This window comes from uncultured Oscillibacter sp. (genome assembly GCF_947654275.1).
Lineage (GTDB): Bacteria > Bacillota > Clostridia > Oscillospirales > Oscillospiraceae > Oscillibacter.
On record NZ_CANTJS010000026.1, the window covers coordinates 13,775 to 37,744 of the forward strand.

The window sequence follows — 23,970 nt, forward strand, 5'->3', positions numbered from 1 at the left end:
ATGAAGGCAAGTGAAATCCGCAAGATGACCCCTGAGCAGCTGAATGAGAAGCTGGTGGGACTGAAGAAGGATCTGTTCTTCCTTCGGATGCAGCACGCCACCAATCAGCTGGACAATCCCGTGAAGATCCGGGAGACCAAGCACGACATTGCCCGAGTCAAGACCGTTCTGGCGGAACTCGCCGCGGCTGACGGCAAGCAGGCCGTGACCAAGCAGTGAGAAGGAGGTAAGGAAAAATGGACGAAAAGAGAACTTCCTCCCGCAAGACCCGGGTCGGCAAGGTGGTTTCCGATAAGATGGACAAGACCGTCGTGGTCGCCATCGAGGACCGGGTGGCCCATCCTCTGTATAAGAAGATTGTTGGCCGCACCTATAAGCTGAAAGCCCATGATGAGCAGAACGCCTGCGGCGTCGGCGATAAGGTGAAAGTGATGGAGACCCGCCCCCTGTCCAAGGACAAGCGCTGGCGCGTGGTCGAGATCATCGAGAAAGCGAAGTAAAGGAGGCGTCGAGTTATGATTCAGCAGGAAACCTTTCTGAAGGTCGCCGACAATACCGGCGCCAAGGAAATCAAGTGCATCCGCGTTCTGGGCGGAAGCAAGCGCAAATACGGCAATATCGGGGACGTCATCGTGGCTTCTGTCCGCAAGTCCGCCCCCGGCGGCACCGTGAAGAAGGGCGAGGTGGTCAAGGCCGTCATCGTCCGCAGCGCCAAAGGCGTGCGCCGGGCCGACGGGACCTATGTCCGCTTTGACGACAACGCCGCCGTTCTGATTAAGGACGACAAAAACCCCAGAGGGACCCGCATCTTTGGGCCCGTGGCCCGCGAGCTGCGCGACAAGGATTACATGAAGATCCTGTCCCTGGCGCCCGAAGTGATTTGAGGAGGGCTGAGGATATGGCTATGAAAATCAAAAAGGGCGACACCGTCGTGCGGATCTCCGGCGACGGCACCAAGGACAATGACATCAAAACCCATCAGGGGAAGGTCATTGCCACACTGCCCAAGGAGAACAAGGTCGTGGTAGAGGGCATGAACATGGTCACCTGCCACATCAAGCCCCGCCGGCAGGGCGAGGAGGGCGGCATCATGAAGCGGGAAGCCGCCATTGCCGCCTGCAAGGTTCAGGTGGTCTGCCCCAAGTGCGGCAAGGCCACCCGGGTGGCCCACAAGGTCGAGAAGAAGACCGTGAAGGGCAGAGAGAAAAATGTCAGCATCCGCATCTGCAAAAAGTGCGGAGCCGAGCTGTAAGGGAGGAGGAGTTACAATGGCTGATAAGAAAATGCCCAATCTGAAGGCGAAATACCAGACCGAAGTCGCTCCCGCCCTGATGAAGGAGTTCGGTTACAAGAGCGTCATGCAGATTCCCAAGATTGACAAGGTGGTTGTCAACGTGGGCTGCGGCGAGGCTCGTGAAAATGCCAAAATCCTGGACAACGTGGTTCGGGACCTGGCCCAGATTACCGGCCAGAAGCCCGTTATCACCAAGGCCCGGAAGTCCATCGCCAACTTCAAGCTCCGTGAGAATATGCCCATCGGAGCGAAGGTCACCCTCCGGGGCGAAAAGATGTGGGAGTTCCTGGACCGCCTGTTCAACGTGGCCCTGCCCCGCGTCCGCGATTTCCAGGGCATCAGCCCCAATGCCTTTGACGGCCGGGGCAATTACGCCCTGGGCATCCGGGAGCAGCTGATCTTCCCCGAGATCGAGTACGATAAGATCGACAAGATCCGCGGAATGGATGTAGTAATCTGCACCACCGCCCACACCGACGAAGAGGCCCGCTCCCTGCTTACCCAGGTCGGCGCTCCCTTTGCCCGCTAAGGAGGAAGAGACGTTATGGCTAAGAAATCCATGATTTTAAAGCAGCAGCGGCCCGCCAAGTACTCCAGCCGGAAGTACAACCGCTGCAAGCTCTGCGGCCGCCCCCATGCCTATCTCCGGGATTACGGCGTGTGCCGTATCTGCTTCCGTGAGCTGGCCTATAAGGGCGAGATTCCCGGCGTGCGGAAGGCGTCTTTCTGATTGGAATTAGGAGCTAGGAATTACGAGTTAGGAGTTTTTCCTGATTCTGAACCCTGGCCTAACAAGCAGAAGCGTAAATGAATGGGGAAAACCGGAGGTTCAGCGTATGAACTCCCGATTGAAAGCAAAAAGCTGGGAAATAGGATAATTCCTAATTCCTCATCCCTCATTCCTAACTGTAACCGACGGCCTTTGATACGGGGCCTTTGGGATAAACGGACGGCGAAAGGTCATGACCAATCGGGCGAATGCAAAAGCAAAAAAGCCCCATTGGCCATGATACCTCGCTGCCGAAGCGGCTGAATACAAAGGCCGCAACTCTAAAACAGGAGGATTTCACCATGCATATCACCGATCCGGTTGCGGATATGCTGACCCGCATCCGCAACGCCAACAGCGCAAAACACGACACCGTGGATATCCCCGCCTCCAACATGAAAAAGAGCATTGCTCAGATTCTGCTGGACGAGGGCTATATCAAGAATTTCCAGGTGGTGGACGACGGCACCCAGGGCATGATTCATGTCACCCTGAAGTACAACGCCGGTAAGGAAAAGGTCATCACCGGCCTGCGCCGCGTCTCCAAGCCGGGCCTTCGGGTCTACGTGGGCGCCGACGAGCTGCCCCGCGTGCTCCGCGGCCTGGGTATCGCAATCATCTCTACGTCCAAGGGCGTCATGACCGACAGGAAAGCCCGTGAGCTTCATGTCGGCGGCGAAGTCCTGGCGTTCGTCTGGTAAGGAGGGTGTTTGAACAATGTCTAGAATTGGTAGAATGCCCATCGAGGTTCCCGCCGGCGTGACTGTGAACATTGCCGAGGGCAACGTGGTCACCGTTAAGGGACCCAAGGGCGAGCTGTCCCGGGCGCTGCGTCCCGAGATGATCATTAAGCAGGAAGGCACTACGATCACCGTGGGACGTCCTTCCGAGGATAAGCTGCACCGCAGCCTCCACGGCCTGACCCGCACGCTGCTCCACAACATGATTGTCGGCGTCACCGACGGTTATGCCAAGGAGCTGGAGGTCAACGGCGTGGGCTATCGTGTGGCCAAAGAGGGCAATAACCTGGTCATGAACCTGGGCTATTCCCATCAGGTGATCGTTTCTGAGGAGGAGGGCATTACCATCGAGGTTCCCTCTCCCAATAAAATCATCATCCGCGGATGCGACAAGGAAAAGGTGGGCCAGTTTGCCGCCGAAGTCCGCGAGAAGCGTCCTCCCGAGCCTTATAAGGGCAAGGGCATCAAGTATGCGACTGAGACCATCCGCCGCAAGGTCGGTAAGACCGGCGCCAAGAAGTAAGGAGGTGTGCCGATATGATTAAGAGACCGAATACCAATGCGCAGCGCATCAAGCGCCACAAGAGAGTCCGGGCCAAGATCTCCGGCACCGCCGAGACGCCGCGCCTGAACGTGTTCCGCAGCGAGGCCAATATCTATGCTCAGATCATCGACGATGTGAAGGGCGTGACCCTGGTCTCCGCTTCTTCCCTGGATAAGGAAATCGAGGGCTACGGCGGCAACATCGCCGCAGCCGGGGCCGTGGGCAAGCTGGTTGCCGAGCGGGCCAAGGCCAAGGGCATTGAGACCGTGGTCTTTGACCGCGGCGGCTACCTGTATCACGGCCGCGTGAAGGCCCTGGCTGAGGGCGCCCGTGAGGGCGGCCTGCAGTTCTGATCGGAGGGAGGAAGAAAGACATGCCTAGATTTGAAAGAGAGCAGAGCGAGTATATCGAAAAGGTGGTCTACCTGAACCGGGTTTCCAAGACTGTGAAGGGCGGCCGCGTGATGAAATTCTCCGCCCTGGTGGTCGTGGGCGACGGCAAGGGCAAGGTGGGCTACGGCCTGGGCAAGGCCGCCGAGGTCCCCGAGGCTATCCGCAAGGGCATCGAGGCCGCCAAGAAGAACATGATTACCGTGACCCTCGCAGGCACGACCCTGCCCCATGAGGTGATCGGCGTGGCCGGAGCGGGCCGGGTGCTGATGAAGCCCGCCGCTCCCGGTACCGGCGTCATCGCCGGCGGCGCGGTTCGTGCCGTCGTGGAGGCCGCGGGCATCAAGGACATTCGCGCCAAGAGCCTCCGGTCCAACAACCCCAACAACGTGGTCGCCGCCGCCTTCCAGGGACTCAAATCCATGCGCGGTCCCGAAGAGGTTGCCCGCATCCGGGGCAAGAGCGTCGAAGAGATCGTGGGTTAAGGAGGCGCAGAACATGGCAAACTTAAGGATTGAGCTCGTTAAGAGCCTGAACGGCCGCCTGGAAAAGCAGGTTGCCACCGCGCATTCCCTGGGTCTGCGCAAAATCGGTGACGTCACCGTGCAGCCCGATAACGATCCCACCCGCGGAAAAGTGGCAAAGATCGGCTATCTGCTGCGTGTTACCGAAGAGAAGTAAGGAGGCTCCAAATCATGAAATTAAGCGAACTGTCTCCCGCCGCCGGTTCTGTCCGTGAGGCTTACCGCAAGGGCCGGGGCGCCGGTTCCGGCAACGGCAAGACCGGCGGCCGGGGCCACAAGGGCCAGAAAGCCCGCTCCGGCGGCAAGGTCCGGGTGGGATTCGAAGGCGGCCAGATGCCTCTGGCCCGCCGGGTTCCCAAGCGCGGCTTCAACAACATCTTCGCCAAGCCCCTGGAGATTGTGAATCTCAGCGCGCTGAACGCCTTTGACGACGGCGCGACCATTACCGCCGAAGCGCTGCTGGACAAGGGCATCCTTTCCAAGTGCGAATATGGCTATAAGGTTCTTGGCAGCGGCAAGGTTTCCAAGAAGCTTACTGTCAAGGCTTCCGCCTTCTCCGCGTCTGCCAAGGAGGCCATCGAGGCGGCAGGCGGCAAGGCGGAGGTGAAGTAACGTGATCCAAACCATTCGCAAAGCATGGGGCATTCCTGAGCTGCGGAAGAAGCTGGTTTTCACGCTGCTGATTCTGCTGATTTTCCGCATCGGCAATGCCATTACCGTCCCCTATATCAACACCGGGCTGCTGGAAAACCAGCTCAACAGCATGGGCGCCACCATTCTGGGCCTGTATAATGTCATGAGCGGCGGCGCCTTTGCCCAGGCGACAGTCTTTGCCCTGAGCATCCAGCCCTATATCAACAGCTCCATCATCATCCAGTTGCTCACCGTCGCGATTCCCTATCTGGAGCGGCTGGCCAAGGACGGCGGCGAAGAGGGCCGGAAGAAAATCCAGTCCATCACCCGCTACACCACTGTGGCCATTGCCATTCTCCAGGCCCTGGGCTATTACTTCATGATGAAGCGTTACGGCATCCTGGCTCCCGGCGCGGAGGGCATCTGGCCCGCCCTGGTTATCATTGTGACCCTGATTGCCGGCTCCTCCTTCGTTATGTGGATGGGCGAGCAGGTTACCGAGTTCGGCGTGGGCAACGGTATTTCCATCATTCTCTTTGCCGGCATCGTTTCCCGGGTTCCCAGCATGATTTCCAGTCTCTACAATGGAATCACCACCTGGAACTCCGTCCGCACCGGCGCTATGACGCTGGAGACCCTGACCCAGGCCGGCTACAGCGCCGAGCAGGCTCAGAGCGTTCTGGACAGTGCAATGGCTCCCTGGGGCGTGCTGCTCCTTCTGGTGGGCGGCCTGGCCCTGATCGTGTTCATTGTGTTCATCAACGACGCGGAGCGCCGCATTCCCGTGCAGTATGCCAAGCGTCAGGTGGGCCGGAAGATGTATGGCGGACAGAGCAGCAACCTGCCCATGAAGGTGGGTATGGCCGGTGTGCTCCCCGTGATCTTCGCCCAGAGCATCGCGTCTCTGCCTATTACGGTCTGGAGCTTTGCGGGCATCCCCGCCGAGGGCACCGTGTCCCGGAGCATCTACAATGCCATTGACACCAAATCCGTGCTCTATATGGTGGTCTATTTCATCATGATCATCGGATTCAGCTATTTCTACGCCAGCATCCAGTTCAATCCCGTGGAAATTGCCAACAACATGAAGAAGCAGGGCGGGTTCATTCCCGGCTTCCGGCCCGGAAAGCCCACGGTGGACTTTATCCGGAAGGTTCTGAACAAGATTACCCTGTTCGGCGCCATTTATCTGGGCATTGTGGCCATCTGCCCCCTGTTGATCGGCAAGATTCTGGGGAACAACTCCGTGGCCGTCGGCGGAACCTCCGTCATCATCGTCGTGGGCGTGGCCCTGGAGACGGTGAAGGCCCTAGAGTCTCAGATGCTGATGCGTCAGTACAAGGGTTTCCTGGAATAAGAAACGTGAAGAGGCGGAACGGCCTCCGGGCCGTTCCCCTCCCCATCAGAAAACGGAGGGCCGCGCCAGGTAAAGCGGCAGCCGTATGCGGCTCTGCCGCAGCGGGAAACAGGAGGTTTGTATGAACTTGATCCTCTTGGGCGCCCCTGGCGCCGGCAAGGGTACACAGGCCGATATCCTGTGTGAAAAGCTGGATATTCCCACCATTTCCACCGGCAATATTCTCCGTGCCGCCGTGAAGAACGGCACTCCCACCGGACTGAAGGCAAAGGCGTTTATGGACGCGGGTCAGCTGGTGCCCGATGAGGTCATCATCGGCATCATCACCGAGCGGCTGGCGGAGCCGGACTGTGCCGGCGGCTACATCCTGGACGGCGTGCCCCGCACCATCGCCCAGGCGGAGGCCCTGGAAAAGGCAGGCGTGGTGTTCGACAGCGTGGTCTCCATTGAAATCTCTGACGAGACCATTATGGAGCGCATGAGCGGCCGCCGGGTCTGCCCGGACTGCGGAGCCAGCTACCATGTGGTGGCGGTACCCCCCAAGGCAGAGGGCGTATGCGATAAATGCGGCGGGAATTTGATCCAGCGGAAAGATGATGCCCCCGAGACAGTGAAATCCCGGCTCGAGGTCTATCATAAGGAAACGGAGCCCCTGAAGGCCTTCTACGCCCAGAGGGGCGTGCTGAAGACGGTGGAAAATCAATCCACCGTGGAGGCCACTTCTCAGGCCATCCTCAGCGTTCTGGGGAGATGATAGAAGAATGATCATTCTCAAATCCCCCCAGGAGATCGACTTGATGCGCCGTGCCGGAAAAATTACCGCGGCTGCCCGTGCTCTGGCAGGGGAAATGGTAAGGCCCGGCGTTACAACCCAGGAGATCAACGCGGAGGTAGAGCGGTTCATCCGCAAACAGGGCGCGGTTCCGTCCTTTCTCCATTACAATGGCTACCCAGCCAGCGTCTGCATCAGTGTGAACGACGAGATTATCCACGGCATTCCCGGCAAACGGGTTTTGCGGGAGGGCGACGTCGTCAGCGTGGACGTGGGCGCGTACATCGGGGGCTTTCATGGAGACGGTGCGGCCACCTTTCCCTGCGGGACCATCAGCCCGGAGGCTCAGAAGCTCATTGACGTGACCAGACAGAGCTTTTTTGAAGGAATCCGCTTCGCCCGGGAGGGACACCGGCTTCAGGACATCTCCGCCGCCGTGCAGCAGTATGTGGAAGAAAACGGCTTCTCCGTGGTCCGGGAATACGTGGGCCACGGCGTAGGCGCCAAAATGCACGAGCCGCCGGAGATTCCCAATTACGGCCGTCCCGGCCATGGTCCCCGGCTCCTCCGGGGAATGACTCTGGCCATTGAGCCCATGGTCAACGCCGGCGCCGCCGCCATCACACAGCTCAGCGACGGCTGGACGGTGAAGACCGCGGACGGAAAGTGGGCGGCCCACTATGAAAATACGATCCTGATCACCGATGGCGAGCCGGAGATTTTAACGGCTCCCGCCATTTGAAAACAGGAGAGCGCATGGAAATTGCGAAATCAAACATCGTCCGCTCCGATGCCGGGCGGGACAAGGGAAAGCTTTTCGTTGTCCTGGCCGTCGAGGGGGAATATCTCCTGCTGGCGGACGGAAAATCCAGAAAGGTGGAGTCCCCCAAGCGCAAAAAGCGCAGGCATGTGCTGTTTGCGGCGGCGGACGACACCCGCCTCGCTGAGAAAATCCGGGGCGGGGAGAAAATCAGCAACAGCGAGCTACGCAGGACCCTTGCGGGATACCGTGAGGCGATTCAGCCGGACCAGGAGGGATGACGTTTGGCAAAATCCGACATGATCGAGGTGGAAGGCGTTGTGGTGGAAGCCCTGCCCAACACGACGTTCCAGGTTGACATTGGAAATGGGCACATGATTCTGGCACATATCTCCGGAAAGCTCAGGATGAATTTCATCCGGATTCTGCCCGGCGACAAGGTTACGGTGGAGATGTCCCCGTACGACCTGACCCGGGGCCGGATCACCTGGCGCAGCAAGTAACAACCTTTATACCGCTGAAAGGAATGGTTTCAAGCTATGAAAGTAAGACCGTCCGTGAAGCCCATGTGCGAAAAGTGCAAGGTTATTCGGCGCAAAGGCCGTGTTATGGTTATTTGCGAGAACCCCAAGCACAAGCAGAGACAGGGCTGACATTTGAAATTGGAGGTGCTTTAAAAGTATGGCACGTATTGCCGGTATTGACCTGCCGAAGGATAAGCGTATTGAGATCGGCCTCACCTATATCTACGGCATTGGCAGAAAAACCGCCAAGGACATCCTTGCGAAGTCCGGCGTGAACCCCGATATCCGGGTGAAGGATCTCAGCGACGCCGACGAGCAAAAACTCCGCGACGCCATTGACGATTATACCGTCGAGGGCGACCTCCGGCGCCAGACCGCGCTGGACATCAAGCGTCTCAGCGAGATCGGCTGCTATCGCGGTCTCCGTCACCGCAAGGGTCTGCCTGTCCGGGGCCAGCGCAGCAAAACCAATGCCCGGACCCGCAAAGGACCCAAGAAGACCATCGCCAACAAGAAGAAGTAAGGAGGGAGAAAGAATATGGCAGCACAGAAATCCGGCGGCAAGAAGGTCATTCGCCGCCGCCGCGAGAGGAAGAATATCGAGCGTGGCCAGGTCCATATCCGTTCTTCCTTCAACAACACCATGGTGACCGTCACCGACTCCCAGGGCAATGCCATCTCCTGGGCCTCCTCTGGCGGCCTTGGCTTCCGCGGCAGCAAGAAGTCCACCCCCTTCGCGGCCCAGACTGCGGCTGAGACCGCCGCCCGCGCCGCTATGGAGCACGGACTGAAGACTGTGGAAGTGTTCGTCAAGGGCCCCGGCCAGGGCCGTGAGGCCGCCATCCGCGCTTTGCAGGCAGTGGGTCTGGAAGTGACCATGATTAAGGACGTCACTCCCATCCCCCACAACGGCTGCCGTCCGCCGAAGCGCCGCCGCGTGTAATCGAAAGAGGAGGTAACGAGCAATATGGCAAGAAATATGCAGCCGATTGCCAAGCGCTGCAAGGCTTTGGGCATTTCTCCCGCCGTTATGGGCTATGCCAAGAAGGAAACCAACCGGAATCCCGGCGGCCAGATGCGGAAGAAAAAAAGCGAGTATGGCATTCAGCTGAACGAAAAGCAGAAGGTCAAGTTTATCTACGGAATCCTGGAAAAGCAGTTCCACAGCTACTATGAGGCCGCCGCCGCCGCCCCCGGCAAGACCGGCGACAACCTGCTGATCAATGTGGAGCGCCGTCTGGACAATGTTGTGTACCGCATGGGCTTCGCCATGACCCGCCGCCAGGCCCGTCAGTTGGTGAATCACGCCCACTTTACCGTGAATGGGAAAAAGGTCAACATTCCCTCCTATCAGGTCAAGGCCGGCGACGTCATCGAGGTAGCCGAGGGCAGCCGCTCTTCCGAGGTCTTCAAGCGCCTCACCGGACAGGACGCCCCCATCTTCCTGCTGCCCCCCTGGATGGAGCGGGAGAAGAACACTCTGAAGGGCACTGTTACCCGTCTTCCTGCCCGCGAGGATATCGACATCCCCGTGGAGGAGCACCTGATCGTTGAGCTCTACTCCAAGTAATCGGAGGATACCCTCGAACATGACACGAACCGCAGGCGGCATGCGCTGCATCGCCGCGTTGACAAGACGAAGGAGGGTACTGCATGGTTGAAATTGAGAAGCCCCAGATCGAATGCATCGAGACGCCGGGTGACGTGACCTATGGCAAGTATGTCGTGGAGCCCCTGGAGCGGGGTTATGGAACCACACTGGGCAATGCGCTGCGCCGCATTATGCTCTCCTCGCTGCCCGGCACCGCGCCGACCACCATCAAAATCGCCGGCGTTCAGCATGAGTTCTCCACCATCCCCGGTGTAAAGGAGGATGTGACGGAGATCGTTCTGAACGTGAAGGGTCTTCTGACCAAGCTTCACAGCGAGTCTGTGAAAACGGTGTATATTGAGGCGGTGGGGCCCTGCGTGGTGACTGCCGGCGATATCAAGGCCGACGGCGAGGTGGAGGTTCTGAATCCCGATCTGCATATCGCTACACTGGATAATGGGGCCGCCCTCAACATGGAGATTACTCTTTCCCATGGCCGCGGCTATGTGCCGGCTGACCGTAATAAGCCTCAGCAGAATGTAATCGGCACCATCGCTGTGGACTCTATCTATACGCCGGTGTACAAGGTGAATTATTCTGTGGAGCCCACCCGTGTGGGTACCTCCAGCGACTTCGATAAGCTGACGCTGGAGGTCTGGACCGACGGGACCATCTCCGCCCGGGATGCCGTGTCTCTGGGAGCGAAGATTCTGTGCGACCACTTCACACTGTTCACCGACCTCAGTGAAAATGTCGGCAGCAAGCCCACCGTAGTGGAGAAGGCGGAGGCACAGAGGGACAAGGTGCTGGAGATGACCATTGAAGAACTGGATCTCTCCGTGCGCAGCTTTAACTGCCTCAAGCGCGCCAACATCAACACGGTAGAGGATCTGATCTCCAAGACCGAGGATGAAATGATGAAGGTCCGGAATCTGGGCCGGAAGTCCCTGGAGGAGGTCATCAACAAGCTGGCGATGATGGGGCTGCACCTGGCCGATGAGGAAAACGGCTGATCCCCTGGGGAACCGGAACACATCGGCGTTTGCCGGCGGTCTGTCCGCCGCAAGAGAAATAGTATTAAGGAGGAAACCGAAATGCCTCGTAAGCTTGGCAAGACCTCTGACCAGCGCAGAGCCATGCTGCGTCAGCAGGTCACGGATTTCCTGGACCACGGAAAGATGGAGACCACCGTCACCCGTGCCAAGGAGATCAAGCCTTTGGCTGAAAAGATGATCACTCTGGGCAAGAAGAACGATCTGGCCGCCTACCGGCAGGCTATGAGCTTCATCACCCGTGAGGACGTCTGCAAGAAGCTGTTCAAGGAGATTGCTCCCGATTATGCGGAGCGCAACGGCGGCTATACCCGCATTATCCGCACCGGCGTGCGCCGGGGCGACGCGGCGGAGACCGCAATCCTTGAGCTGGTGAAATAAAAAAGAGAAAAAGCCCTTTGTCCTGGGAACCTAGGCCCAAGACAAAGGGCTTTTTTTGTGCCGCGTTTCCGGCTGGCGCTCACGGAGGCCCGAGCCACGCGGCTGGGAGAGAGACTCTGGCCTGAGCGCGCGTCGTTTATTGCCGCGTTTCCAGTTGGCGCACACAGAAGCCCAGCCCACGCGGCTGGGAGACAGACTCTGGCCTGATAGCGTGCCGTTTATCGCCGCGTTTCCGATTGGCGCACACGGAGGCCCGGCCCACGCGGCTGGGAGACAGACTCTGGCCTGAGAGCGCGCCGTTTTTCGCCGCGTTTCCGATTGGCGCACACGGAGGCCCGGAGCAGGGAAGTGGCCAAACGCACAGTTTATCAGGAGGATGAGGCGTAGGGGGCAGGCTCTGTCCTGCCCCGTTTTTCGGAATTTGCAAGCTTCCGGGAGACAGGCTGGGACAGAGTCCGGTCCCTATAAAATTTTCGAATAAAACACTCCTTCGGCCCACGCAGGCGAGGGACAAACTCTAACATGCCTTTTTGCACCCGCTGCAAAAGTACGCAGTACGCAGAAAGAGCAGAAGCAAAACAGGGGAATGTTCCGCCGGCATTTCGGACATACTATCCTCGAAAAACTTGGGGAGATGGCGAAATGAGACGAACGATGCTGTTGTTTCTGGCTTTGACAGGCCTGGTGCTGCTGTTCCAGGGCATCGGGGCCGCAGTGCCCACAGACGCCGCGGCGGAAATACCAGCGGATGAGGAGCCGCGGAAATATGTGGCCCTGACCTTTGACGACGGGCCGAAACGGCCTACCACGGAAAAGCTGCTGGACGGGCTGAAGGAGCGGGGAGCCAGCGCCACCTTTTTTCTCATTGGCGAGCAGATTGAGGAAAACCGGGACCTGGTGCTGCGGATGGCCCGGGAGGGCCACCAGATTGGAAACCATACCTGGAGTCACCAGCGGCTGGACAATACGGAGGCGGGGACTGTGGCCTGGGAAATCTGCAAGACGGAGACCGCCCTGACGGAGCTGCTGGGGACCGGGGACTACTGGCTGCGGCCTCCATACGGACAGCCGGCCGCCGGCGGGGAGAATGGAATCAATGTGCCTATGGTCAAGTGGTCCGTGGATCCCAGGGACTGGGAGAGCCGGGACGCGGAGAAGGTGACCCGGGCGATTCTGGAGTGCGTGGAGCCCAACAGCATCATCCTGCTTCACGATATCTATGCCAGTTCTGTGGACGCGGCTCTGGGCGTTGTGGATGTCCTCCAGGAAGAGGGCTATTGGTTTGTGACGGTGAGGGAGCTGCTGGAACTCAACGGCGTAACGCCCCAGCCGGGGACCATGTACCGCACAGGGACCGGGTAAAGGCCATGGGACAGACCCGGGTCAGCGGTTTCTGCGGCGATATTCCAGGGGGCTGACGCCCTCTATCCGGCGGAAGCACTGGGAAAAGTAGCTGAGAGAGGAAAAGCCCAGAATCTGAGCGATCAGGGACAGGGTGTGGTCTGTTTCACGAAGGAGAAAGCGGCTTTCCTCAATCCGCCTGGAGACCAGATAATTGATGGGGGAGACGCCGAATTCCCGGCGGAAGGCGTGGGCCAGGTAATACTTATTAAGATGGACCATCTGGGCCAGCTGATCCAGGCTCAGATTTTCCTTGAAGTGGTTGTCGATATACCGCCGGACCAGGCCGCATTCCCGGTTGGACCGGGCATCCGGCGGTCCGCCGGAGAGGGCGGCGTTCTGCTGGCGGCTCAAAAGAATCATGACCGCCGTGGACAGGCTCCGGCAGACCTGCTCATAGCCTGGCTGGGCCTGGGAGGCCTCCTGGAGCATCAGGTCCAGACAGACCATCAGCGCGTCCCAGCCGCTGTGCAGATGGAGCATGGCATATCCTTCTCCCCCTGCCAGGGTGCCCAGTCCCTCCACACCCAGGACCTTGTACTCCAGGGGGCTTTCCAGCTGGCTGACCTCCGTGTGCGGCACGTTGGCGTTGACGATGACCGCGTCGTGGATGGATACGGGGAATTCCCTCTGCTGGAAGCGGAAACGGCCGTGGCCTCCGGTGATGAAGAACAGCTCGGCGCAGCCGTGGGTGTGGAGGCTGGAGTTCCATTCACCGCTGTACTGGGCCTGAGAGAGGTATAACAGCCGGGGGGCGGTCTCAAGGGATTCCGACTCCCGGGGAAAGGTGTACTGACGCTGACTCATGGCGGAACCTCCCGTTGTGAAGTGGGGGCGGGGGACGCCTGCCTGCGCAATTTTTTGAAAACAGGCAGAGGCGGCTTCCAGAATGATTATAACTGATTGAGAGAGACTATGCAACTTATCATAAAAATTTTGTCGCTTCTTCCCGGTTTTTATGTGGAAAGGAGAGAGGATAAGAGGGGGTAAATTTTGAGATTAGAGAGGATATCCAAAATGAGGACGAATTTACTCCATCATTTCCGGCAAAACGCAAAAAGCAAGATATCTAAAAACTTTCGCAAGATACCCATTGCTTTTCCGGCGGCCGTACCGCTATACTGAACATAACAGGGCCGGTGACCCGGCCGCGGCTCCCGAAAACATAAGGAGGTTACACTATGAAGAAGTTTCTCTGTCTCTTGCTGACTCTGGCCATTGCGCTGTCTCTGGCCGCCTGCGGCGGCGCGCCTCAGACGCCTCCCGCGCAGACGCCTCCCCCCGCGGATTCCGGCAGTCAGGATACCCCCGATCCCGCTCCTGCCCCCGCCGGCCCCATCAAGGTGGCCGCTCTCTCCTCCGGCTATGAGACCGCCTATCCCGGTATGTGGCAGGAGGTCTGCGCCGCCTTCACCGCCGAGACCGGCGTTGAGGTGGAACTGACCCTGGAGAAGAACCTGGAGGATGTGATTGGTCCCTCCATGCAGGGCGGCGACTATCCCGACGTGGTCCTCTGCGCCACCGGACGCGAGAAGGGCCTGACCGAGCAGTTCATCAAGGATAAGCTTATTGCCGACATCACCGATGTGCTGACCATGACCGTTCCCGGCGAGAGCGCATCCGTCGACAGCAAGCTGGTCCCCGGCTTTGTGGGCACCAACATCACCGATCCCTACGGCGATGGCAAGACCTATCTGGCCCCCATGTTCTACTCTCCCTGCGGCCTGTTCTACAACGCCGGCCTGTTCGCGGAGAAGGGCTGGGACGTTCCCACCACCTGGGATGAGATGTGGGAGCTGGGCGAGAAGGCCAAGGCCGAGGACATCGCTCTGTTTACTTACCCCACCACCGGTTACTTTGACACGTTTTTCCCCACCCTGCTCTACTCCGTAGGCGGCCCTGACTTCTTCAACAAGGCCATGAACTATGCCGAGGGCGTATGGGATACCGACGAGGCCAAGCAGTGCTTCGACGTGATGAGCAAGCTGGCGGGCTACACCGCCAAGGTGACCCCTGCCCAGGCCAACGACCAGGACTTCACCCAGAACCAGCAGCTGATTCTGGACAATAAGGCCCTGTTTATGCCCAACGGCACCTGGATTGTGGGCGAGATGGCCGACGCGCCCCGTGCGGACGGCTTTGAGTGGGGCATGTGCGCTCTGCCCGGCGGCGCCAGCGGCACCAGCGCCAGCTACTGCTGGCTGGAGCAGATCTGGATTCCCTCCGGAGCGTCCAATATCGACACCGGCAAGCAGTTCATAGCCTTCATGTACAGCGACAAGGCCGCTGAGATCTTCGCCAAGGGCGGAGCCGCCCAGCCCATCACCGGCATTACCGACGGTATGGAGGGCGACAACAAGATGTTCTACTCCATCTATGACAATGGCGCTTCCGCTGTTATGGGCGGCTTCGCAGCCTACGCCTCCGTGCCCGGTCTGGGCAGCGTGCGCGAGGTCTTCTTCGACCCCTTCAATAACCTTGTGAGCGGTTCTCTGACCCAGGACCAGTGGGTGGACAACATCAGGACCTCCAGCGACACCATGCGGGAGAACCTGATTGTGAGCTAAGCGCGCTTCACAATTCCATAGCCAAAAGCGGGCGGCGGCGGGCAGGTTCTGCACGCCGCCGCTTTTAATATTGGAGAGAAAGGAGCGGTTCCATGCGCAGCAGCAAGAACAGAAGCCGGTTCCTCATTCTGTGTACGGCCCCGGCAGTGATTCTCTACTTTGTGTTCATGATTCTTCCCACGCTGAATGTGTTCCGCATGTCCCTCTTTGAGCGGGGGGCCTATTCACCGACGGAGACCTTTGTGGGCATGGCGAACTTCAAGGTCCTGATAAAGGACGTGAAATTCATCACCTCCATGCAGAACACCATTTTGCTGATTGTCACCGTGACAGTGATTACCTTCTTTTTTGCCATCGTTTTCGCGGCCATCCTCACCCGGGAGAAAATCAAGGGGCAGAACTTTTTCCGCATCGTCTTTTACATCCCCAACATTCTGTCCATTGTGGTGATCGCCGGTATCTTCTCCGCCATCTACAAGCCGGATACCACCGGCATGCTGAACAATATTTTTACATTCTTTGCCGGGCGGAACATCGAGATTCTTTGGAAGAGTCAGCCCATGGTCATTGTCAGCATCATCATTGCCATGGTCTGGCAGGCCATCGGCTACTACATGGTCATGTACATGGCTTCCATGGCTGCCGTGCCCGCCAGCCTCTATGAGAGCGCCGGGCTGGACGGCGCGGGGCGGCTGACCCAGTTCTTCCAGATTACCCTGCCCCTCATCTGGACCAACATCCGCACCACCCTGACGTTCTTCATTATTTCCACCATCAACATGGCCTTCCTCTTCGTCAAGTCCATGGTGGCCCCCGGCATGTCCGACGTGGGTCTGAGCTTCATGTACGCGCAGAAGGACGCCGGGCTCTATGGCTATTCCATGGCCGCCGGTGTGGTGATCTTCCTGTTTTCCTTCCTGCTGTCCGCCCTGGTCAACAGGGTGACGGAGCGGGAAGTGCTGGAAATGTAAGGAGGCGACCATATGACTACGAAGAAAACCTCCTCTGCGGACAGACTGTATAAGGCGTTTATCTATGTTGTCCTGACCACGCTGGCCATCGTCATCATCGTCCCCGTGGCGTGGGTCTTCCTGGCCTCCATCAAGCAGAACAGCGAGTTCTACGGCAACCCCTGGGCGCTGCCCGCCGGCTTCTACTGGCAGAACTTTGTAGAGGCCTGGACCGCCGCCTCTATGGGCAGCTATATGCTCAACTCGGTGATGGTCACCGCGCTGTCTCTCATTCTGCTGCTGGTGATTGCCCTGCCCGCGGCCTACTGCCTGTCCCGGTTCCGCTTCCGGGGAGGCCGATTCCTCAACACCGCCTTTATGGCCGGGCTGTTTATCAATGTGAACTACATCGTGGTGCCCATCTTCCTCATGATGCGGGACTGGGACAGCTGGATGAACTACTTCTTCGGCAAGACCCTGTTTCTCAACAACCTGTTTGTGCTGGCCCTGGTGTACGCCTCCACGGCCCTGCCCTTTACCATTTACCTGCTGTCCGGCTATTTCGCCACGCTTCCCCATGATTTTGAGGAAGCGGCTTATATCGACGGCGCAAACTATGGACAGGCCATGGTGCGTGTCATTTTCCCCATGGCCCAGCCCTCCATCATCACCATCATTCTGTTTAATTTCCTCTCCTTCTGGAACGAGTATATCATCTCGATGACGCTGATGAGCAGCTCCACCGGACAGAAGACCCTTCCCGTGGGCCTGCTGAACCTGATGCAGGCCTCCCAGTCCAAGGCAGAATTCGGCAGGATGTATGCCGGTCTGGTGCTGGTGATGCTGCCCACCCTGATTCTCTACATGTGCGTACAGAAGAAGCTGACCCAGGGTATGACCGTCGGAGGCCTGAAGGGCTGACCGGCAGAGTGGGTAAACACTGTTCCTGCGCCTCCGGCGGACGGAAGTGCAGAGATTTCTTGATTTCTTGAGAGGTGACGCATATGAAATTTTGGAAAGAGCACGCCGGTCTCCGGGCGCTGTTCATTGCGGGGTTTTTCTTCGTGGGAATGGCCCTGGTGATTTTCGGCTGGAAGCAGACGGGGAAGCTGTCGGGCCTGGGGCTGATGCTGATAGGGGTTGTTCTGCTGCTGTCGGCGCTGCTGGTTTACAATAAACCCTTCGAGGGCGACAAGGGCGCGGGCCTGTGAGGTGGAACGTATGAGTGAACAGCAGAGGAAAGGCCGGGTAACCATCCCCACAGATGTGGATGTAGTGCCCGAGACCCTTGAGCTTCTCCGGCGCTGGGGCGCGGACGCCATCCGGGACTGCGACGGCACGGACTACCCGGAGGAGCTGAAAACCGCAGACGCCAAGGTTTACGCCACCTACTACACCACACGCAAGGATAACGCCTGGGCCAAAGCCAACCCCGATGAGGTGCAGCAGTGCTATATCATGACGGCGTTTCACACTGCCGCCGGCGGCCCCCTGTCGATTCCGCTGCTGAAGGGCATCAGCTCCGAGCTGCTGGAGGTCAACAGCCGGGACGATATCAAGCGCTGGTGGGAGGTGATGGACCGCACCACGGGAACCCCCCTGTCTTCGGAAGCGTGGGACTATGACGCCGGAAGCGGCACGGTGGTGATTCCCGCGCCGGAGGTCTTCCATGACTATACCGTGAGCTTCCTGGCCTATCTGATCTGGGACCCGGTGCATATGTACAACGCGGTCACCAACGATTGGAAGGACTTTGAGCACCAGATTACCTTTGACGTCCGCCAGCCCAAGACCCGGAAATTTACCATGGAGCGGCTGCGGCGGTTCATTGAGGACCACCCCTATGTGGACGTAATCCGCTATACCACCTTTTTCCACCAGTTCACCCTGATTTTTGATGAGCTGAAACGGGAGAAGTATGTGGATTGGTACGGCTATTCCGCGTCTGTGTCCCCCTATATCCTGGAGCGGTTCGAGCGAGAGGCTGGCTATCCCTTCCGCCCGGAATTTGTAATCGACCAGGGGTATTATAACAATCAGTATCGGATTCCCTCCAGGGAATACAAGGATTTCTGCGCATTTCAGCGGCGTGAGGTCGCTGCTCTGGCAAAGGAAATGGTAGACCTGACCCACCAGATGGGCAGGGAGGCCATGATGTTCCTGGGGGACCACTGGATTGGCACGGAGCCCTATCTGGAGGAGTTCAAGACCATTGGCCTGGACGCCGTCGTGGGCAGCGTGGGCAATGGGTCCACTCTCCGGCTGATTTCCGACATCCCCGGCGTACGGTACACCGAGGGCCGTTTCCTGCCCTACTTCTTCCCGGATACCTTCCACGAGGGCGGCGATCCGGTGAGGGAGGCCCGGGAAAATTGGGTCACGGCCCGCCGGGCCATTTTGAGGAAGCCCATCGACCGCATCGGCTACGGCGGCTATTTGAAGCTGGCCTGCCAATTCCCGGAGTTCATCGACTATGTGGAATCGGTCTGCAACGAGTTCCGGGAACTGTATGACCGCATCGGCGGAGCAAAGCCCTGGTGTGCCCAGACCGTGGCGGTGCTGAACTGCTGGGGCCGGGCCCGTTCCTGGGGCTGCCACATGGTCCACCACGCCCTGTATCAAAAGCAGAACCACTCCTATGCCGGCGTGATTGAGGCCCTGTCCGGCGCGCCCTTCGACGTGCGTTTTCTGAGCTTTGACGATTTGAAGGAGGACCCCCATGCGCTGGACGGCGTGGATGTGCTGCTGAACATCGGCGGCGGCGACACCGCACACACCGGCGGAGCCCTCTGGGAGGATCCGGAGATTTCCGCCGCCGTGAAGCGCTTCGTATGGAACGGCGGAGGCTTGATCGGCGTGGGAGAGCCCTCCGGACACCAGTACCAGGGCCGCTATTTCCAGCTTTCCGGGATACTTGGAGTTGAAAAAGAGACGGGTTATACGTTAGGTTATGACAAGTATAACTGGGAGGAGCACCGGTCCCACTTTATTCTGGCGGACGCGGAGAGTCCTGTGGACTTCGGCGAGGGGCAGAAGAGCATTTACGCCCTGGAGGGTGCAGAGGTGCTGGTTCAGCGGGACCGGGAGGTTCAGCTGGCGGCGAATGCCTATGGAAAAGGGCGGGGGGTGTATCTCTCCGGTTTGCCCTATTCCTTCGAGAACTGCCGCCTGCTTCACCGGGCCATTCTCTGGGCCGCCCACGGAGAGGAGCGGATTGCCCGGTGGTTCTCCTCCAACTTCCGGGTGGAGGTCCACGCCTATGTGGACAGCGGGCGCTTCTGCGTGGTCAATAACGACGGCGCGCCTCAGCGCACGGAAATTTTCCGGGGGGACGGGTCCAGCTTCTCCCTGGAGCTGCCGCCGGGGGGAATCCGCTGGTTTGAAATCTGAGCGGACGGCGGAGCTGCCGCAGACGCCGCACGGCGGCCATGCGGCGGCGGGAAAACCCGCTTGCCTGTATGCCGCGCCGCATCCTGCATACAAAAGAAAGCCGAAGGACAAAGGCCACCCCGCACAAGGACAACAATAAAATAACCGTTCAGGGCATAGAAAAAGAGCGCAATCAGATTTGATTGCCGCTCTTTTCTTTTTAAGCCGGAAAAAATATTTGTAGCAATTGCACTGTTAGCAATCATGGATTGCACGATTCCCTTGGGGGCGTTAGAGCGGGTTCCGATCATACCTCCTGTGATGACGCTACGAGAAAGCCTAAGATACGGTCACATCGCTGGGCGTTCCGTTTGAGATTCCCCAAATTGTCCTACCGGCAGTTGGTTTGGCAAAACATCTAAATATCTCCCTTCTTTTTGTTATAAATGCAGAAAACAGCTCAGATGTATTGACAGCCTTTCATATAACTTGTATATTTGTCTTAGTTAGTATGTCAGACATTAGTCAAAAGAAAGGATGAGGCCTTACAGTTTTATTTGGAGGTGCAGCTTACTTGAAATACGGCAAAACGATTACGGTTCTTTTTTTCGCCGCGGCGCTGATGTGGCTTGCCGGCTGCGGCGGCGGGGAAGGTACAGGAGAGGGCGCATACCAGCGGGTGAACCTCGCCATGGCGGTCAACGGAACGGATACCCAGATCGATTCCCTGGTGGCAAACTACTTCGCAGAGCTGGTGGTAGAGCGCTCCGAAGGAAACATCGTCATCGACGTGTTCCCCAACGATACCCTGGCAGGAGGCAACAGCACAAAAGGCATCGAATACATCGTGACAGGCGGCTCCGACCTGGGGGCATACGCCACCAGCGTCTTGGCAAACCTGGAGCCGAAAATCTCCGTAGCGACCATCCCCTGGTCCTTCACGTCCTATCAGCAAGCCCGAGAGGTCATTGACGGGACCGGAGGGGAATACTATGCCCAGCTTCTGGAGCCCAAGGGCATCACCTATCTCGGGTCCTTCCACAATGGATTCCGGCAGTTAACCAACAGCAAGCGGCCCGTCACCAGCCCCGAGGATTTAAGGGGCCTGAAAATCCGCGTTCCCGGTTCCGCCGTCTATATGAACGTTTTCGACGCCCTGGGGGCTAACCCTACCGCTATGAGCTGGAGCGAGGTCTTCACCGCCATCCAGCAGGGCACCATCGACGGACAGGAAAACGGCTGCTCCATCACGAAGTCCGCCAAAATGGACGAGGTGCAGAAATACATGACCATCTGGAACTACAGCTATGAAAACGACCTCTTTGTGGCTAACACAAAAATTTGGGAGAGCTTGGAGGAGAACACCCGGCAGTTGCTCCGGGAATGCGCCCTGGAGGCCTGCAACTGGGGCCGCGACAAGCTGGAGGCGGACGAGGAGGCCCTGATCCAGGGCTTCAGGGATGTGGGTATGCAGGTGGACATTCTGACAGAAGAACAGCTGGCGGTTTTCCAGGAAGCTGTTGCCGGCGTCACCGCCGAGCTGAAAGCTGATTATGGGCAGGAAGCCTGCACTGCCTTCGGCATGGAATAAGGGGGGAGGAAAGTATGCTGGAAAAAATCGAAAAGGTGGTCTCCTGCGTCTGCGTCTCCGTCATGGCGGTGCTGGTGTTCGCCAACGTCATCGCCCGCTATGTGTTCAACCATTCCTTAGCCTTCTCCGATGAGATGTCCACCTATCTCTTTGTGCTTATGAGCTTCATGGGCACCGCCATCGCCGCCCGCCGCAGAGCCCATCTGGGCCTCTCCATCGTGACGGACCGGGTGAGTCCCAAGGTGCGGAAGACCATCAACATCGTTATGTATATCATCGCGGCGCTGTTTTGTCTGCTGATCGTGGTTTTCGGCGTGCAGATGGTCCTCAGCCAGTACCGCCTGGGCCAGGAGACCGCGGCCATGCAGTGGCCGGAGTGGATTTACGGCTCCTTTGTACCCATCGGCGCGGCCTTCTCCATGATTGCCTTTATCGAGGGGGCGGTGGACATGGCAAAGGAAACGGCGCAAGAAGCGCAGAAGGAGGAGGCATAAATGGTAGGTCTGTCGCTGTTAGGTATTTTTATTGTTCTGCTGGCCCTGGGCGCGCCCATCGCCATCTGCTTGGGCATGTCCAGCGTGGCGGCCATCCTGGTTCAGGGGGCGGGGAAGCCCCTGGAGGCCATCATGAGCGTCCTGCCCCGGCTGTGTTCCTCCGCCAGCAGCAAGTTTGTTCTTCTGGCGATCCCCTTCTTTATCCTCTCCGGCAATGTTATGGAGAAGGCGGGCATCTCAGGGCGGCTCATCAACCTAGCGGAGCGCTGTCTGGGCCACATCAAGGGCGGCATGGCCATCGTATGCGTGGTGGTGTCCTGTTTCTTTGCCGCTATCTCGGGCTCCGGCCCCGCCACCGTAGCGGCTCTGGGTCTCATTATGATCCCCGCCCTGGTGAAGGCCGGATATCCCGCCGCATTTTCCTGCGCCCTCATGGCGGCGGGAGGAGCCATCGGTGTGGTCATTCCTCCCTCCATTACCTTCGTGGTCTATGGCTCCATAGCCGACGCCTCCATCACCAAGCTCTTTATCGCCGGAATGCTGCCGGGCCTGTGCATGGGCGCGGCGCTGATTGTGGCCTCCCTGGTACTGGGCCGGAGGCTGGATTTAAAGGTGATGCCCAAAGCCTCGGGACAAGAGCGCTGGCAGGCCTTCAAGGGTGCCTTCTGGGGCCTTTTGATGCCGGTCATCATCCTGGGCGGCATTTACGGCGGCATCTTCACCCCCACAGAGGCGGCGGCGGTATCGGTGTTCTACGGTCTGATCGTGGGCGTCTTTGTCTACAGGGAAATCGACCTCAAGAAAACAGTCGACATCCTTATCGACTCGTGCAGCACCACAGCCACGGTTATGTTCATCACCATGGGCGCGACGCTCTTCGCTTACGTCCTGACCCGGGCCCGGCTGGACCAGGTCATCGAGCAGTTCATGCTCTAGGTCACCGGCGGGAACTGGATTGTGTTCTTCCTGATTGTGAACACCGTCCTGCTGATTGCCGGCTGTTTCCTGGATTCCACCTCCGCCCTGTACATCTTTACGCCGCTGTTCGCTCCCGTGGCCCTGCAGCTGGGAATCCATCCCATCCACCTGGGCGTGGTCATGATTGTAAACCTGGCCATCGGCCTGTTCACACCGCCGGTTGGCGTGAACCTGTACGTGGCCTGCGGCATAGGGGACATTAAAATCGAGGAGATCAGCAAGGGCATTGTTCCCTGTCTCCTGGCGGAGCTGGTGGTCCTGCTCCTGGTGACCTATATCCCCAGCCTTTCCCTGATGTTTGCCGGCGCCTGAGTTCGGCTTCCTCCATCCCGGGGTCTCTTCCCTGGGGCGGAGGGGCAGAACCGGCAATCTCTCCAAATTTCCCCGGTATTTTTCGCCAAAATGGAAAAACGAAAGAACTTGAGAAAAAGCCCTTGACTTTGTCAGACAAAAGGCTTATCTTTTATTCAAGCTAATTGTCTGACATACAACAAACGACATACGACCTAGAAATCCATCCATACAAAAATGAATCATGAGGTGATTTGAAGATGAACAACATTTCTATCCAGGAACTCAAGAACACCGCGACCCGGATGCGCATGAAGGTCGTCGACATGATCTACAAGGCGCAGTCCGGCCATCCCGGCGGCTCCCTCTCCGCGGCGGACTTCGTCACCGCCTGTTACTTCAAGTACATGAACCTGAATCCCAAGGACCCCCGCTGGCCCGCCCGGGACCGGATGGTCCTCTCCAAGGGCCATGTCTGCCCCATCCAGTACGCCTGCCTTGCCTCCGTGGGCTTCTTCCCCGAAGAGACGCTGGACACCCTCCGGAAAGAGGGCTCCATGCTCCAGGGCCATCCTTCCATGAACAAGTGCCCGGGCATCGACATCTCCACCGGCTCCCTGGGTCAGGGCCTGGCCTGCGCAGCGGGCATGGCCCTGGCGGGCAAGCTGGATAAGAAAAACTACAAGGTCTTCTGCGTCGTGGGCGACGGCGAGGCCCAGGAGGGCGAAATCTGGGAGGCCGCCAACACCGCCAGCAAATACGGCCTGGATAATTTGATCACCTTCGTGGATTTCAACAATCTCCAGCTGGACGGAACCTGCGACGAAATCATGCCCAACGGCGACCTGGGCGCCAAGTTCCGGGCCTTTGGCTGGGAGACCATCGAGATTGACGGCCACAGTATGGAGGAAATCGTGGCGGCTTTGGACAAATGCTACGCCTCCCGGAATGGAAAGCCCAAATGTATCTATGGACACACCGTCAAGGGCAAGGGCGTAT

Annotated in this window: 33 protein-coding genes and 1 pseudogene; 33 read left to right on the top strand and 1 reads right to left on the bottom strand. The window is 58.6% G+C overall.

Translation table 11 applies throughout. The features are described from left to right. The 24 genes from rpmC to Q0063_RS08500 all read left to right on the top strand — a co-directional run bounded on the left by rpmC (position 1) and on the right by Q0063_RS08500 (position 12,692). Entirely contained in the window at positions 1 to 219 is a 219-nt protein-coding gene (rpmC, locus tag Q0063_RS08385) for a 50S ribosomal protein L29 (protein ID WP_297871559.1), read from the top strand. Between the two features lie 17 nt (positions 220 to 236). Beyond that, positions 237 to 500, top strand: coding sequence for a 30S ribosomal protein S17 (rpsQ, locus tag Q0063_RS08390; protein ID WP_297871529.1), 264 nt, complete (start codon positions 237 to 239; stop codon positions 498 to 500). Positions 501 to 515: 15 nt separating this feature from the next. Then, positions 516 to 884: a 50S ribosomal protein L14 gene (rplN, locus tag Q0063_RS08395; RefSeq protein WP_297871530.1), complete on the top strand. Its 369-nt coding sequence runs from the start codon at positions 516 to 518 to the stop codon at positions 882 to 884. 14 nt (positions 885 to 898) lie between these two features. Then, a complete protein-coding gene (gene rplX / locus Q0063_RS08400; protein ID WP_297871531.1) occupies positions 899 to 1,252 on the top strand; it encodes a 50S ribosomal protein L24 in 354 nt (117 codons plus the stop codon). A 16-nt stretch (positions 1,253 to 1,268) separates the two neighbouring features. Continuing rightward, a complete protein-coding gene (rplE, locus tag Q0063_RS08405; protein WP_297871532.1) occupies positions 1,269 to 1,823 on the top strand; it encodes a 50S ribosomal protein L5 in 555 nt (184 codons plus the stop codon). A 15-nt stretch (positions 1,824 to 1,838) separates the two neighbouring features. Further along, the gene (locus Q0063_RS08410; protein WP_295753042.1) at positions 1,839 to 2,024 is read left to right on the top strand and encodes a type Z 30S ribosomal protein S14; all 186 of its coding nucleotides are present in this window, start codon (positions 1,839 to 1,841) and stop codon (positions 2,022 to 2,024) included. Between the two features lie 341 nt (positions 2,025 to 2,365). After that, positions 2,366 to 2,764, top strand: a complete 399-nt coding sequence (rpsH, locus tag Q0063_RS08415; protein WP_297871533.1) for a 30S ribosomal protein S8 — start codon at positions 2,366 to 2,368, stop codon at positions 2,762 to 2,764. Between the two features lie 16 nt (positions 2,765 to 2,780). Beyond that, the gene (gene rplF, locus Q0063_RS08420; protein ID WP_297871534.1) at positions 2,781 to 3,326 is read left to right on the top strand and encodes a 50S ribosomal protein L6; all 546 of its coding nucleotides are present in this window, start codon (positions 2,781 to 2,783) and stop codon (positions 3,324 to 3,326) included. Between the two features lie 14 nt (positions 3,327 to 3,340). Beyond that, positions 3,341 to 3,700 (top strand): 50S ribosomal protein L18, encoded by a 360-nt coding sequence (gene rplR / locus Q0063_RS08425; RefSeq protein WP_297871535.1) that lies wholly within the window; start codon positions 3,341 to 3,343, stop codon positions 3,698 to 3,700. A 20-nt stretch (positions 3,701 to 3,720) separates the two neighbouring features. After that, positions 3,721 to 4,221 carry a 30S ribosomal protein S5 gene (gene rpsE, locus Q0063_RS08430; RefSeq protein ID WP_297871536.1) on the top strand — a complete coding sequence of 167 codons (501 nt, stop codon included), beginning with the start codon at positions 3,721 to 3,723 and terminating at the stop codon, positions 4,219 to 4,221. A 13-nt stretch (positions 4,222 to 4,234) separates the two neighbouring features. Beyond that, a complete protein-coding gene (gene rpmD / locus Q0063_RS08435; RefSeq protein ID WP_297871537.1) occupies positions 4,235 to 4,417 on the top strand; it encodes a 50S ribosomal protein L30 in 183 nt (60 codons plus the stop codon). A gap of 14 nt (positions 4,418 to 4,431) precedes the next feature. Continuing rightward, on the top strand, positions 4,432 to 4,872 hold the full coding sequence (rplO, locus tag Q0063_RS08440; RefSeq protein WP_297871538.1) for a 50S ribosomal protein L15: 441 nt from the start codon (positions 4,432 to 4,434) through the stop codon (positions 4,870 to 4,872). 1 nt (position 4,873) lies between these two features. Next, positions 4,874 to 6,250, top strand: coding sequence for a preprotein translocase subunit SecY (gene secY / locus Q0063_RS08445; protein ID WP_297871539.1), 1,377 nt, complete (start codon positions 4,874 to 4,876; stop codon positions 6,248 to 6,250). 121 nt (positions 6,251 to 6,371) lie between these two features. After that, positions 6,372 to 7,004: an adenylate kinase gene (locus Q0063_RS08450; RefSeq protein ID WP_297871540.1), complete on the top strand. Its 633-nt coding sequence runs from the start codon at positions 6,372 to 6,374 to the stop codon at positions 7,002 to 7,004. Between the two features lie 7 nt (positions 7,005 to 7,011). Beyond that, positions 7,012 to 7,764, top strand: coding sequence for a type I methionyl aminopeptidase (map, locus tag Q0063_RS08455; protein WP_297871541.1), 753 nt, complete (start codon positions 7,012 to 7,014; stop codon positions 7,762 to 7,764). Positions 7,765 to 7,778: 14 nt separating this feature from the next. After that, on the top strand, positions 7,779 to 8,063 hold the full coding sequence (locus tag Q0063_RS08460) for a KOW domain-containing RNA-binding protein (RefSeq protein WP_297871542.1): 285 nt from the start codon (positions 7,779 to 7,781) through the stop codon (positions 8,061 to 8,063). Positions 8,064 to 8,066: 3 nt separating this feature from the next. Continuing rightward, positions 8,067 to 8,285: a translation initiation factor IF-1 gene (gene infA / locus Q0063_RS08465; protein WP_295734746.1), complete on the top strand. Its 219-nt coding sequence runs from the start codon at positions 8,067 to 8,069 to the stop codon at positions 8,283 to 8,285. A 36-nt stretch (positions 8,286 to 8,321) separates the two neighbouring features. After that, entirely contained in the window at positions 8,322 to 8,435 is a 114-nt protein-coding gene (gene rpmJ / locus Q0063_RS08470; protein WP_014116882.1) for a 50S ribosomal protein L36, read from the top strand. A gap of 28 nt (positions 8,436 to 8,463) precedes the next feature. Next, positions 8,464 to 8,829, top strand: coding sequence for a 30S ribosomal protein S13 (gene rpsM, locus Q0063_RS08475; protein ID WP_297871543.1), 366 nt, complete (start codon positions 8,464 to 8,466; stop codon positions 8,827 to 8,829). A gap of 15 nt (positions 8,830 to 8,844) precedes the next feature. Then, positions 8,845 to 9,249, top strand: coding sequence for a 30S ribosomal protein S11 (gene rpsK, locus Q0063_RS08480; protein WP_295753017.1), 405 nt, complete (start codon positions 8,845 to 8,847; stop codon positions 9,247 to 9,249). A gap of 24 nt (positions 9,250 to 9,273) precedes the next feature. After that, a complete protein-coding gene (gene rpsD, locus Q0063_RS08485; protein WP_297871544.1) occupies positions 9,274 to 9,876 on the top strand; it encodes a 30S ribosomal protein S4 in 603 nt (200 codons plus the stop codon). Between the two features lie 83 nt (positions 9,877 to 9,959). Then, positions 9,960 to 10,910, top strand: coding sequence for a DNA-directed RNA polymerase subunit alpha (locus Q0063_RS08490; RefSeq protein WP_297871545.1), 951 nt, complete (start codon positions 9,960 to 9,962; stop codon positions 10,908 to 10,910). A gap of 81 nt (positions 10,911 to 10,991) precedes the next feature. Continuing rightward, the gene (gene rplQ, locus Q0063_RS08495; protein ID WP_297871546.1) at positions 10,992 to 11,330 is read left to right on the top strand and encodes a 50S ribosomal protein L17; all 339 of its coding nucleotides are present in this window, start codon (positions 10,992 to 10,994) and stop codon (positions 11,328 to 11,330) included. A 642-nt stretch (positions 11,331 to 11,972) separates the two neighbouring features. Then, on the top strand, positions 11,973 to 12,692 hold the full coding sequence (locus Q0063_RS08500; RefSeq protein WP_297871547.1) for a polysaccharide deacetylase family protein: 720 nt from the start codon (positions 11,973 to 11,975) through the stop codon (positions 12,690 to 12,692). Between the two features lie 21 nt (positions 12,693 to 12,713). Here the strand turns inward: Q0063_RS08500 and Q0063_RS08505 are convergent, their stop codons facing one another. Further along, complete coding sequence (locus Q0063_RS08505) at positions 12,714 to 13,538, bottom strand: AraC family transcriptional regulator (RefSeq protein ID WP_297871548.1); 825 nt, start codon at positions 13,536 to 13,538, stop codon at positions 12,714 to 12,716. A 374-nt stretch (positions 13,539 to 13,912) separates the two neighbouring features. On the opposite strand from Q0063_RS08505, the gene Q0063_RS08510 reads away from it, so the two are divergent. The 9 genes and pseudogenes from Q0063_RS08510 to Q0063_RS08550 all read left to right on the top strand — a co-directional run. Further along, the gene (locus Q0063_RS08510) at positions 13,913 to 15,298 is read left to right on the top strand and encodes a carbohydrate ABC transporter substrate-binding protein (RefSeq protein ID WP_297871549.1); all 1,386 of its coding nucleotides are present in this window, start codon (positions 13,913 to 13,915) and stop codon (positions 15,296 to 15,298) included. Between the two features lie 92 nt (positions 15,299 to 15,390). Further along, the gene (locus Q0063_RS08515; RefSeq protein ID WP_297871550.1) at positions 15,391 to 16,269 is read left to right on the top strand and encodes a carbohydrate ABC transporter permease; all 879 of its coding nucleotides are present in this window, start codon (positions 15,391 to 15,393) and stop codon (positions 16,267 to 16,269) included. A gap of 12 nt (positions 16,270 to 16,281) precedes the next feature. Beyond that, positions 16,282 to 17,169, top strand: a complete 888-nt coding sequence (locus Q0063_RS08520) for a carbohydrate ABC transporter permease (RefSeq protein WP_297871551.1) — start codon at positions 16,282 to 16,284, stop codon at positions 17,167 to 17,169. Positions 17,170 to 17,252: 83 nt separating this feature from the next. Continuing rightward, positions 17,253 to 17,459 carry a DUF6903 family protein gene (locus Q0063_RS08525; RefSeq protein ID WP_297871552.1) on the top strand — a complete coding sequence of 69 codons (207 nt, stop codon included), beginning with the start codon at positions 17,253 to 17,255 and terminating at the stop codon, positions 17,457 to 17,459. A 10-nt stretch (positions 17,460 to 17,469) separates the two neighbouring features. Continuing rightward, positions 17,470 to 19,638 carry a 1,3-beta-galactosyl-N-acetylhexosamine phosphorylase gene (gnpA, locus tag Q0063_RS08530; RefSeq protein WP_297871553.1) on the top strand — a complete coding sequence of 723 codons (2,169 nt, stop codon included), beginning with the start codon at positions 17,470 to 17,472 and terminating at the stop codon, positions 19,636 to 19,638. Between the two features lie 553 nt (positions 19,639 to 20,191). Beyond that, positions 20,192 to 21,208, top strand: a complete 1,017-nt coding sequence (locus Q0063_RS08535; RefSeq protein ID WP_297871554.1) for a DctP family TRAP transporter solute-binding subunit — start codon at positions 20,192 to 20,194, stop codon at positions 21,206 to 21,208. A gap of 14 nt (positions 21,209 to 21,222) precedes the next feature. Then, positions 21,223 to 21,702 (top strand): TRAP transporter small permease, encoded by a 480-nt coding sequence (locus Q0063_RS08540; RefSeq protein ID WP_297871555.1) that lies wholly within the window; start codon positions 21,223 to 21,225, stop codon positions 21,700 to 21,702. Beyond that, positions 21,703 to 22,992: pseudogene (locus tag Q0063_RS08545) on the top strand (TRAP transporter large permease). A gap of 239 nt (positions 22,993 to 23,231) precedes the next feature. After that, positions 23,232 to 23,970: transketolase (locus Q0063_RS08550; RefSeq protein ID WP_297871556.1), on the top strand; the 739-nt coding region annotated here is incomplete at its 3' end.